Origin of the sequence: Isoptericola sp. NPDC057653 (genome assembly GCF_042799955.1) — a bacterium.
Classification (GTDB): Bacteria; Actinomycetota; Actinomycetes; order Actinomycetales; family Cellulomonadaceae; genus Isoptericola.
Map to the genome: position 1 here is coordinate 1,760,310 of NZ_JBHVHP010000001.1, position 10,899 is coordinate 1,771,208.

The window sequence follows — 10,899 nt, forward strand, 5'->3', positions numbered from 1 at the left end:
CTCAGGCCGCGCGGTCCTCCCGCGCGGCAGCGTCGCGGAGCGCGGGGACGTCGGTGCCGGCGTCGCGCAGGGCGGTCTCCAGCACCCGGCCGCCGGGGCAGTCGGCGCGCAGGACGCCGAGCAGCAGGTGGCGCTCGTCGATGCCCTTGTCGCCGAGGCGGACCGCCTCGCGGAGCGCGAGCTCGAGCGCCTTCTTCGCGTCGGGGGCGAACGGGTGGTGCGACCGCTGCCGCCGCGGCTTGCCGGCGCGGTCGAGGGCGCCGCGGCCGAAGACCTCGTCGGTGCGCTTCCGGACCTCGTCGAGGTCGACGCCGACGGAGGCCAGCGCGGCGCCGTCGAGGGTGTCGTCCGACTCGACGGCGCGCCGGCAACGGGCCTCGACGTCGGCCGGCTCCAGCCCGGCGGCCCGGAGGGCGGCGGCCGCGGAGCCCCCGCGACGGGCCAGGGCGACGACCAGGTGCCGGGTGTCGATCGTCGCGGTGCGCAGGTCGACCGCTACCTCCTGGGCGTCGACGACGACGGCGCGTGCGTCCTTCGTGAACCTCTCGAACATCAGATCCTCCTGCCGTGCTTCTTGTGGACGGCCTGCTTGGTCACGCCGAGCGCGTCCGCCACGTCCTGCCACGACCAGCCGAGCGTCCGGGCCCGCTCCACCTGGAGCGTCTCGAGCCGGTCGGCCAGGTCCCGCAGCGCGCGGACGGCCCGCAGGCCCTCTCCCGGGTCGTCGCCGGCGGCTGCACCGACGAGCGTCTTCTCCGTCATGGCGTCAACTATGGTTGACGCTTCCGATGGTGTCAACCCTGGTTGACGCCGACCTGGCAGGATGAGCGCCGGGCATGCCCGACGAGCCCCCTGACGCGTCGGGCGGCGCGGTGTGGGATCGGTCACCCGCGGCGGAGGATCGGGGGGCTGATGTTCCGGCGGTGCGCGGGTCGGACTACCCTGTTCGGGGATGTCTTGATGTCGAGACATCCGTTCGTGCCGGCCTCTGCCGACCCAGGGGCACCACCGATGGAAGGACGCAGCAGGGTGGACCTGTTCGAATACCAGGCTCGCGACATCTTCGAGAAGCACGGCGTGCCCGTGCTCGGCGGCGTCGTCGCGACGACGCCCGAAGAGGCTCGCGCAGGTGCAGAGAAGCTCGGCGGCGGGACCGTCGTCGTCAAGGCCCAGGTGAAGGTCGGTGGCCGCGGCAAGGCCGGCGGCGTCAAGCTGGCCCACTCCCCGGCGGAGGCCGAGGAGAAGGCCACCGAGATCCTCGGGATGGACATCAAGGGCCACACGGTCCACCGGGTGATGATCGCGCAGGGCGCCAAGATCGCCGAGGAGTTCTACTTCTCCGTGCTCCTGGACCGCGCGAACCGCAACTACCTCGCCATGTGCTCCGTCGAGGGCGGCATGGAGATCGAGCAGCTCGCCGTTGAGCGCCCCGAGGCGCTCGCCAAGGTCGCCGTCGACCCGATCGTGGGCATCGACGAGGCCAAGGCGCGCGAGATCGTCGACGCCGCGAACTTCGCCGAGGAGCTCAAGGCCCCCGTCGCCGACGTCATCCAGAAGCTCTGGACCGTCTTCACGGCCGAGGACGCCACCCTCGTCGAGGTCAACCCGCTGGTCCGCACCGAGGACGGCTCGATCGTCGCCCTCGACGGCAAGGTCACGCTGGACGACAACGCCTCCGAGGTGCGCCACCCCGACCACGAGGCGCTCGAGGACAAGGCCGCGGCGGACCCGCTGGAGGCCAAGGCCAAGGAGAACGGCCTCAACTACGTCAAGCTCGACGGCGAGGTCGGCATCATCGGCAACGGCGCGGGGCTCGTCATGAGCACCCTCGACGTGGTCGCCTACGCCGGCGAGGCGCACGGTGGCGTCAAGCCCGCCAACTTCCTCGACATCGGCGGCGGCGCGAACGCCACCGTCATGGCGAACGGCCTCGACGTCATCCTCAACGACCCGCAGGTCAAGAGCGTGTTCGTCAACGTCTTCGGCGGCATCACCGCCTGCGACGAGGTCGCCAAGGGCATCGTCGGCGCGCTGGAGATCCTCGGTGACGAGGCCAGCAAGCCGCTGGTCGTGCGCCTCGACGGCAACAACGTGGACCTCGGCCGCGCCATCCTGCGCGAGGCGAACCACCCGCTCGTCACCCTCGCCGAGACCATGGACGGCGGCGCCGACAAGGCCGCCGAGCTGGCCAACGCCTGACCCGCCGCCGGACCGCAGAGAGCAGAGACTAGAAGAGCCATGTCGATCTACCTCAACAAGGACTCGAAGATCATCGTCCAGGGCATCACCGGCGGGATGGGTGCCAAGCACACCGCCCTGATGCTCGACTCCGGCGCGCAGATCGTGGGCGGCGTCAACGCCCGCAAGGCCGGCACCACCGTGAGCCACAAGGACCACCAGGGCAACGACGTCACGCTCCCCGTCTTCGGCACCGTCAAGGAGGCCATGGCGGAGACCGGCGCGAACGTGTCGGTCCTGTTCGTGCCGCCGGCGTTCACCAAGGACGCGGCGATCGAGGCCGTCGACGCCGAGATGCCGCTGATCGTCGTCATCACCGAGGGTGTCCCGGTGCAGGACTCGGCCGAGGTCTTCGCCTACCTCCAGGGCAAGAAGACCCGCATGATCGGCCCGAACTGCCCCGGCGTCATCACGCCGGGCGAGTCGCTCGCCGGCATCACGCCGCACACCATCACGGGCAAGGGCCCGATCGGCCTCGTGTCGAAGTCGGGCACGCTGACCTACCAGATGATGTACGAGCTGAAGGACCTCGGGTTCTCGACCGCCATCGGCATCGGCGGCGACCCGGTCATCGGCACCACGCACATCGACGCGCTCGAGGCCTTCGAGAACGACCCGGAGACCAAGGCGATCGTCATGATCGGCGAGATCGGCGGCGACGCCGAGGAGCGTGCCGCGGCGTACATCGCCGAGCACGTCACCAAGCCGGTCGTCGGCTACGTCGCGGGCTTCACCGCCCCCGAGGGCAAGACCATGGGCCACGCCGGCGCCATCGTCTCCGGCTCGGCGGGCACCGCCCAGGCCAAGAAGGAGGCCCTCGAGGCCGTCGGCGTCAAGGTCGGCAAGACGCCGTCCGAGACCGCCGAGCTCATGCGGGAGATCCTGCAGGCGCTCTGACGACGCCGAGCACGCTGCGCGCGACGGCGCCCGTCCCTCCGGGGGCGGGCGCCGTCCGCGTGTCCGCGGGGTCCTGTGTGTCTGCGCGGTTCCGCCCGGCGCCCGGGTGACGATGGCCCCGTGAGCGCACCGTCCGGAACCCGATCCACCCGCACCGGCCGCACGGTCGAGGGCGGCGCCCCGGCCCGGCGCCCCGGCCGCGGGGGAGAGCGGTTCGCCGCGTCGACGTCCGGCGCCTGGGCCGCCCTGCAGGGGATCGTGCTGTCCGGCGCGGTCGTCGTGCTGCTCGCCGTGGTCGGCGTGCTCGGCGGCTCGCCCGACTCCGCCTGGACGGGCGCCGTCGGCGTCGCGACCGGGCTCTGGCTGCTGGGCCACGGCGTGCCGCTGGCCGCCGGGACCGGCGTGGTCACGCTCGTCCCGCTCGGGATCGGGGCCCTCGCGGTCTTCACGACGTACGTCTCGGTCAAGCGCTCGGCGCTGCCCACGCTCGCGGCCTGGGTCGGTGCGGCGACCGCCTATGCCGTGGTGACCTGTGCGCTCGCGATCGCCACCGCCGGCGTGGCCGGCGGGGACGGGCTGGCCGCGACCGGGCCGCGGCTCGCGCTGGCGGCGCTCGGCGGACTCGTCGTCGGGGGGACGGGCGCCGCGCTCGGGATCCTCGTGCCGCCGGATCGGCCCGTCGTCGTCGCGCCCGGCGGGCTCCTCGACCGCGCCGTGCCCGACGTCGTGCGGCTCGGGATGCAGGCGGGCACCGTCGCGCTGGTGGCGCTGGTGGGCCTCGGCGCCGCGCTCACGGGGGTGTGGGTGGTGGCCGGGCGCGCCACGTCGGAGGACGTGGTCACGGGCCTCGACCCCGGCTGGATCGGCGGCGTGGTGTTCGCGGTCGCGCAGCTCGCCCTGCTGCCCAACCTCGTGCTGTGGGCGACGGCGTGGATGGCGGGGCCCGGGTTCGCCGTCGGGCAGGACACCCTGTTCGCCCCCGGCGGCACGACGACCGGTCCGCTGCCCGCCGTGCCCCTGCTGGGCGCGCTGCCGGGGCCGGACTGGTCGGGCACGGCGGCGACGGTGGCCGGCCCGCTGGCGGTCGTGGCCTGCGGGCTGCTCGCGGGGTGGTTCGCGTGGCGCCGGCTCGACCCGGAGCGGGTGCGCTGGCCCGACGTCGCGCAGGTGCTGCTGGGCGTGGTGCTGCTGGCCGGCGTCGTGACGGGGCTGCTGCAGCGGTGGGCCGGGGGAGCGGTCGGTGCCGGCCGCCTGGCGCAGGTCGGCGCGGACCCGTTGCTCGTCGGCGCGGTGGTGGCCGTCGAGGTCGGGGTCGGCGCCGCGGTGGTGCTGGTGGGCGCGTACCTGGACGTGGGGGCCCGGCTGCGGCGCGAGTAGGGGCCGCCGGTAGGGTGGGCGTCGTGCAGACCCCGTCCGGCCACCCCGTCGCGTCCACGTCGGCCCAGGAGACGGCCCAGGCCCGGCTCGTCGTCCTCGCCTCCGGCGGGGGATCCAACCTCGCGGCGCTGCTCGCGGCCCACGACGACGCCGCCTACGGGGCCCGCGTCGTCGGCGTGGTCTCCGACAAGCCGGACGCGGGCGCCCTCGACCTGGCCCGCGACGCCGGCGTGGCGTCCGTCGTCGTCTCCCCGCGGGACTTCGACGACCGCCCGGCCTGGAACGTCGGCATCGCCGAGGCGGTGGCCGTCTTCCGGCCGGACTACGTGGTGCTCGCGGGGTTCATGCGCATCCTCGCGCCGTCGTTCGTCGAGCGCTTCGCGGGGCGGGTCGTCAACACGCACCCCGCCCTGCTGCCGTCGTTCCCGGGCGCGCACGGCGTGCGCGACGCCCTCGCCTACGGGGTGAAGGTCACGGGGTGCACGGTGCACGTCGTGGACTCCGGCGTCGACACCGGCCCGATCCTCGCGCAGGCCACCGTGCCCGTGCTCGAGGCCGACGACGAGTCGGCGCTGCACGAGCGGATCAAGGTCGCCGAGCGCACCCTCCTCGTGGAGACCGTGGGACGCGTCGCCCGCGAGGGCCTGCGCGTCGAGGGTCGCCGCGCGACCCTCGGCTGAGTCCCCTGCCCCTCGTCGGCTCGGTCCCTCGTCGGCTCAGCCCTTCGGCGCCTCGGCGCCGTCGTCGTCCGCCGGCGTGTCGTCGCGGGGTCCGAGGACCGTGACCACCTGGTAGGTCCCGCGGGGGACGTCGGCGTCCTCACGGGCCTTCGCGAGGTTCTCCTGGCTCCACCGGTCGATCAGCGAGGACAGCTCCTGCGCCATCTCGTCCGCCTCGTCCTTGGTGAGGAGGAGCGTGGTGAGCAGGAACTGCCGCCGGGCGGTGCCGTCGTCCCGTTCCTCGAACGAGAAGACGTCGGAGATCCAGCGCAGGGCCGGCCGCAGGATCGCCGTCCCGGCCGCGGGGGAGTTGGACCTGATCTGGAAGGTCTCCGCCACGTTGGTCCACACCCGGTCGCGCTTGTCGCGCGCGTGCTCGGGCGCCTCGACGATGAGCCCGGCCTTGGCGAGCACGCGCAGGTGGAAGCTGACCGAGTTGGCGGGCTGCCCGATCGCCTCCGCGAGGTCGGCGGCGCGCGCGTGCCCCACCACGGACAGCTGCATGAGGATCCGCTGACGGACCGGGTTCGCGATGGCGCGCAGCGCCTCGGGCTCGCTGATCTCCATGGTTTCCAGCACGGGGACGAGCCTAGCAAGATTCCCGCAACATCAGATGCGCAATAACTATTGCGCAACAAGAGTTGCGGGTCTAACGTCGTGCTCATGACCGAGACCCTGACGGCCGCAGCGCCGTCCACCGCGAGCGAGACCGTCACCGTCGACGCGACCGAGGCGCTCGCGCCCCTGCGCCGCAACCGGCCTTACATGCTGCTGATGACGGGTCTCACGACACAGTCCCTGGGCGGCAGCATCACCAAGTTCGCGGTGCCCCTCCTGGCGCTGCAGCTCACGGGCTCGCCGACCGCCGCGGGCGTGGTGGCGGCGGTGGGGCAGACCGGCGCGCTGCTCGCGGCGCTGCCGGCCGGCGTCGTCGCCGACCGCACGGACCGGCGCCGGCTGGTCGTCGTCGCCGCGAGCGTCGCGGCCCTGCTGTGGGCGACGGTCGTCGTCGCGGGGGTCGTCGGCGGGCTCACCGCGTGGCACCTCGCCGCGGTCCTCTTCGGCGCGGCGGTCGCCACGGCCTTCCTCGACCCGGCGATCAGCGGCGCGTTCCGCGCCGTCGTCCCGCAGCCGCAGCTGCCCACCGCCTACGCCGCCGCGCAGGGGCGCGACGCCGTCGCCGGGATGCTCGGGGGGCCGCTGGGCGGCGCGCTCTACGGCGTCGCGCACGTCGTGCCGATGGTCGGGGCCGTCGTGGGCCAGGCCGCCACGGCCGCCTGTGCCTTCTTCGTCCGGGAGCCCCTGGGCGGTGACGACGCCGCGGCCCGCGCCACCCGACCGCTGGACTCCCTGAAGCAGGGCCTGCGCTTCGTGTGGGCCGTGCCGCTGTTCCGTGCCTGCATCGGGCTGTTCGTCATGGTCAACGTCGCGCTGGGCGGCATGATGATCGGCATCAGCCTCGAGCTCGCCGCGACCGGGACCTCGCCGGTGCTGATCGGCGTGTTCAACATGGTCGCCGCGGCGTCGATGCTGCTCGGTTCCCTGATCGCGCCGCGGCTCGTCGCGCGGCTGCGGCTCGGCGCCGTGACCGTCGTGTCCCTCGGGCTGCTGGTGGTCGCGTTCGTGGGCATGGCCCTGGTGCAGACCTACCTCGCGTACGTCGTCCTCATCGGCGTGGGCGTGCTGCTCGTCCCGGCGGTGAACGCCGCGATGGCGGGCTACACCGCGGCGATCACGCCGGGGGAGATGCAGGGGCGGCTGGCCTCGGTGCTCGGGCTCAGCGGGGTGGCCGCGATGCCGTTCGCGCCGCTGGTCGGCGGCAGCCTCCTCGGGGCGGGCGGCATCGGCGTGGTGCTGTGGACCCTCGTGGCGCTGCTCGCCGCGACCGTCGTCGGGCTGGCCCTGGTGCGGTCCCTGTGGCGGGTCGGCACCCCGGACGCCTGGGCCGACGACGCCCTCCCGATGCCCGCGGAGTGATCTCGCGACACGTCGGAGCCAGGGCGGGGTGGGTCCCGCCCTGGCTCCGACGCGTCGTGGGGGTCAGACGGCGGACCAGCCGCCGTCCGACGCGACGACCGCGCCGTTGAGGTTCACGGCGTCCGTCGACAGCAGGAACGTGATGGACGCGGCGAGCTGCTCCGCCGTCGCGATCCCGGGGATGTTGCCCATGAACCGGCCGAGGCGGGCGGCGCCGAACTCGGCCTGGCCCGGCACCTGGATGCCGGTGGCCACCCCGCCCGGCGCGACGGCGTTCACCTGCACGCCCGTGCCCGCGTACATCACGGCGGACGACTTGGTGAGGCCGACGACGGCGTGCTTGGACGCCGTGTACGCGGCGCCCGCGGCGGACCCGCGCAGCCCCGCCTCGGAGGCGACGTTGACGATCCGGCCGCGGCCGGCGGCGAGCATGCCGGGCAGCACGGCGCGCATGAGGCGCATGGTGCCGTCCACGTTCACGCGCATCACGCGCTCCCACATCGCGTCGGTGAGCTCGTGCACCGCGCCCATGTCGTCCATGATCCCGGCGACGTTGGCGAGGGCGTCGACCCGGTCGCCGGCGGCGCGGACGATCTCCTCGACGGACTCGGGCGAGGTGATGTCGCCGGCGACGGGGACGACCTCTGCGCCCCCGAGGGACGTGGCGAGCTCGTCCAGCTTCTCCTTCGCGAGGTCGACGGCGACGACGCGCCCGCCCTCGCGCGCCACGCGCGACGCGACGGCCCGGCCGATGCCGGACGCGGCGCCCGTGACGACCACCGTCTGGCCGGCGAAGCGGCCGGGGGTGACCTGCTCGGCCCAGGGGGCGGGCGCGCCGGTCGTCCCGGGGTCGTCGGAGCCGGCGGCGTCGTCGGGCGCCTGCTCGCGGTAGGCGGCGACGAGGCCGTCGACCATCTCTGCGGGGAACTGGCCGTTCGACAGGGTGACGAGCTGCTCGAGCGGCAGGCTGCGGGCCGGGGCGAGAGCCTCGGCGGACGCGCCGGCCTGCTCCAGGACGGCGCCGAGGATGCGGCCTCCGACGGGGTGGTCGAGCCACTCGCCGACGGTCGAGGATGCGGTCAGGGCCATGGTGCTCTCCTTGCTGGCGGTTCCCTCGCGGGCTGGTGCGTCGCCTCTCGACGACCTAACCGGACAACACTGTCCGGTTGCTAGTGTATTCCGGTGCCCACCGTCCCGAGCAAGTCCGGCCCGCCCGCCCGGAGCAACCCCGGCCCCGCGGCGGCTGCGCGCAACCGCGCCGCCCTCCTCGAAGCCGCGCACACGGTCTTCGCCGAGTCCGGCACGGCGGCGCCCCTGAGCTCCGTCGCGCGCCTGGCGGGGGTCGGGCAGGGGAGCCTCTACCGGCACTTCCCGGACCGCGTCGCCCTCGTGGCCGCCGTCGTCGAGGAGAACGTCGCCGCCGTCGAGGAGCTCGCCGCCGACGGCGCGGCCGCCCTCCCGGACGTGCTCGGCCTGCTCACGACGCACGCCGTCGAGTCCGTCGGGGTCGTCGACCTCCTCGTCGAGGGGCGGCCGCAGCGGCTGGCGGAGCTGCGCGACCGCGTGGAGCGGGTCCTCGCCGACCGGCTGGGCCCGGCGCTCGAGGCCGGCGACGTCCCCGCCGGCACCACCGTGGCCGACGTCATGCTCGGCGTCGAGCTCGTGGCGGGCGCGCTCACCCGCCGCCCGCCGGCCGAGCGGCCCGGCCTGGCGACCCACGCGTGGCGGCTGCTGGGGTACGTCGTGCGGCTGCCCGCCGGGCGCGGAGTTCGATAGACTCGCCGCGGCCGTGACTGGCGAGGGTGGGTCACCACCGGGGAGCGGCCGCCCCCAGATCGACCCGCTGTGCGCGCCGCCCGCCTGGGTGCCAGGGTCTTCGAGAGACGACTTTCGAGGAGACCTTCATGTCCGGCGCACCGTCCGACTCCCACGTCACCGCCCCTGACGTCCAGCTCGCCGACGACGCCCAGCGTCCCGTCCGGCGCGCGCTGCTGAGCGTCTACGACAAGACCGGCCTGGTCGAGCTGGCCACCGCCCTGCACGCGGCCGGCGTCGAGCTCGTCTCGACCGGCTCCACCGCCGGGAAGATCGCCGACGCCGGCATCCCCGTCACGCGCGTCGAGGAGCTCACGGGCTTCCCCGAGTGCCTCGAGGGCCGCGTCAAGACGCTGCACCCGCGCGTGCACGCCGGCATCCTGGCCGACACCCGCAAGGCCGACCACCTCGCCCAGCTCGCCGACCTCGGCATCGAGACGTTCGAGCTGGTCGTCGTGAACCTCTACCCGTTCGCGGCCACGGTCGCGTCGGGCGCCGGCCCCGACGAGGTCGTCGAGCAGATCGACATCGGCGGCCCGTCCATGGTGCGTGCGGCGGCCAAGAACCACCCGAGCGTCGCGGTCGTCGTCGACCCGGCCCGCTACGAGGACGTCGTCGCGGCCGTGCAGGGCGGCGGCTTCACGTTCGCGCAGCGCAAGCGCCTCGCCGCCGCCGCGTTCGCGCACACCGCGCAGTACGACGTCGCGGTCTCCTCCTGGTTCGCGAGCGCCTACGCTCCCGACGAGGTCGCGCTCGAGTCCCACATGCCCGACGTCGCGGGCGCCACGTTCGAGCGCGCCGCCGTGCTGCGCTACGGCGAGAACCCGCACCAGCGCGCCGCCCTCTTCACGCGGACGGACGGGTCCACCGGCCTCGCCCAGGCCACGCAGCTGCACGGCAAGGCGATGAGCTACAACAACTACGTCGACGCCGACGCGGCGTGGCGCGCCGCGCACGACCACGAGGGCCCGGCCGTCGCGATCATCAAGCACGCCAACCCCTGCGGCATCGCCGTCGGCGACGACGTCGCGCAGGCGCACGCCCGCGCGCACGCCACCGACCCGGTCTCCGCGTACGGCGGCGTCATCGCGGCCAACCGCGTCATCACCCGGGCCGCGGCCGAGGGGATCGCGCCGGTCTTCACCGAGGTCGTCGTGGCCCCCGGGTTCGAGCCCGAGGCGCTCGAGATCCTGCAGAAGAAGAAGAACGTGCGCCTGCTCGTCGTCGACTCCCCGCCGCGCGCCGTGGCCGAGAACCGCCCGATCTCCGGCGGCATGCTCGTCCAGGAGGTCGACCGGTTCCAGGCCGAGGGCGACGACCCCGCGGCCTGGACCCTCGCCGCCGGCGAGGCGGCCGACGAGGCCACGCTGGCCGACCTCGCATTCGCGTGGAAGGCCGTGCGCGCCGCGAAGTCGAACGCCATCCTGCTCGCCGCGGACGGCGCCGCCGTCGGTATCGGCATGGGCCAGGTCAACCGCGTCGACTCCTGCCGCCTGTCGGTCGAGCGGGCCAACACCCTCGCCGAGGGCGAGTCCGGCCCGGTGGAGCGGGCGCGCGGCTCCGTCGCCGCCTCCGACGCGTTCTTCCCGTTCGCCGACGGCCTGCAGGTGCTGCTCGACGCCGGCGTGCGCGCCGTCGTCCAGCCGGGCGGGTCCATCCGCGACGCCGAGGTGATCGAGGCCGCCCAGGCCGCCGGCGTGACGATGTACCTCACCGGCACGCGCCACTTCGCGCACTGACCGGAGCCCGAGCCGGAGCCTGACCCCCGCAGCATCGAGCGTGCTGGCTTGATCCTCGAACCGGGCCGTGGGGGGTCAAGCCCGCACCCGCGCTGGGGCGGGGCGGGGCGGGGCCGGCGGGCCTGAGGCGGCCGGGG

At 74.4% G+C, this 10,899-nt stretch carries 11 protein-coding genes; 7 read left to right on the top strand and 4 right to left on the bottom strand.

Annotated elements, in window-relative coordinates; genetic code table 11:
• Position 1: 1 nt before the first annotated feature.
• Both ACFU9A_RS07985 and ACFU9A_RS07990 read right to left on the bottom strand, forming a co-directional pair.
• A complete protein-coding gene (locus ACFU9A_RS07985) occupies positions 2–553 on the bottom strand; it encodes a Clp protease N-terminal domain-containing protein (protein ID WP_430574694.1) in 552 nt (183 codons plus the stop codon).
• Entirely contained in the window at positions 553–762 is a 210-nt protein-coding gene (locus ACFU9A_RS07990) for an RNA polymerase subunit sigma-70 (protein ID WP_380320433.1), read from the bottom strand. The genes ACFU9A_RS07985 and ACFU9A_RS07990 overlap by 1 nt, the downstream gene beginning before the upstream one ends.
• Before the next feature lie 267 nt (positions 763–1,029).
• Between ACFU9A_RS07990 and sucC the strand changes: the two genes are divergently transcribed.
• The 4 genes from sucC to purN all read left to right on the top strand — a co-directional run bounded on the left by sucC (position 1,030) and on the right by purN (position 5,192).
• Positions 1,030–2,199 (top strand): ADP-forming succinate--CoA ligase subunit beta, encoded by a 1,170-nt coding sequence (sucC, locus tag ACFU9A_RS07995; protein ID WP_430574695.1) that lies wholly within the window; start codon positions 1,030–1,032, stop codon positions 2,197–2,199.
• A 39-nt stretch (positions 2,200–2,238) separates the two neighbouring features.
• Positions 2,239–3,135, top strand: coding sequence for a succinate--CoA ligase subunit alpha (sucD, locus tag ACFU9A_RS08000; RefSeq protein WP_430574696.1), 897 nt, complete (start codon positions 2,239–2,241; stop codon positions 3,133–3,135).
• A gap of 120 nt (positions 3,136–3,255) precedes the next feature.
• Positions 3,256–4,512 (top strand): DUF6350 family protein, encoded by a 1,257-nt coding sequence (locus tag ACFU9A_RS08005; RefSeq protein WP_430574697.1) that lies wholly within the window; start codon positions 3,256–3,258, stop codon positions 4,510–4,512.
• 23 nt (positions 4,513–4,535) lie between these two features.
• Positions 4,536–5,192, top strand: coding sequence for a phosphoribosylglycinamide formyltransferase (purN, locus tag ACFU9A_RS08010; protein WP_430574698.1), 657 nt, complete (start codon positions 4,536–4,538; stop codon positions 5,190–5,192).
• Between the two features lie 36 nt (positions 5,193–5,228).
• Here purN and ACFU9A_RS08015 read toward each other — a convergent pair whose 3' ends face one another.
• Positions 5,229–5,810 (bottom strand): ArsR/SmtB family transcription factor, encoded by a 582-nt coding sequence (locus ACFU9A_RS08015; protein ID WP_430574699.1) that lies wholly within the window; start codon positions 5,808–5,810, stop codon positions 5,229–5,231.
• Positions 5,811–5,894: 84 nt separating this feature from the next.
• Between ACFU9A_RS08015 and ACFU9A_RS08020 the strand changes: the two genes are divergently transcribed.
• Positions 5,895–7,208 (top strand): MFS transporter, encoded by a 1,314-nt coding sequence (locus tag ACFU9A_RS08020; protein ID WP_430574700.1) that lies wholly within the window; start codon positions 5,895–5,897, stop codon positions 7,206–7,208.
• Positions 7,209–7,271: 63 nt separating this feature from the next.
• Here ACFU9A_RS08020 and ACFU9A_RS08025 read toward each other — a convergent pair whose 3' ends face one another.
• Positions 7,272–8,297: an SDR family NAD(P)-dependent oxidoreductase gene (locus ACFU9A_RS08025; RefSeq protein ID WP_430574701.1), complete on the bottom strand. Its 1,026-nt coding sequence runs from the start codon at positions 8,295–8,297 to the stop codon at positions 7,272–7,274.
• Positions 8,298–8,390: 93 nt separating this feature from the next.
• Between ACFU9A_RS08025 and ACFU9A_RS08030 the strand changes: the two genes are divergently transcribed.
• The gene (locus ACFU9A_RS08030) at positions 8,391–8,984 is read left to right on the top strand and encodes a TetR/AcrR family transcriptional regulator (protein ID WP_430574702.1); all 594 of its coding nucleotides are present in this window, start codon (positions 8,391–8,393) and stop codon (positions 8,982–8,984) included.
• Between the two features lie 128 nt (positions 8,985–9,112).
• A complete protein-coding gene (gene purH, locus ACFU9A_RS08035) occupies positions 9,113–10,762 on the top strand; it encodes a bifunctional phosphoribosylaminoimidazolecarboxamide formyltransferase/IMP cyclohydrolase (protein WP_430574703.1) in 1,650 nt (549 codons plus the stop codon).
• Positions 10,763–10,899: the final 137 nt, after the last annotated feature.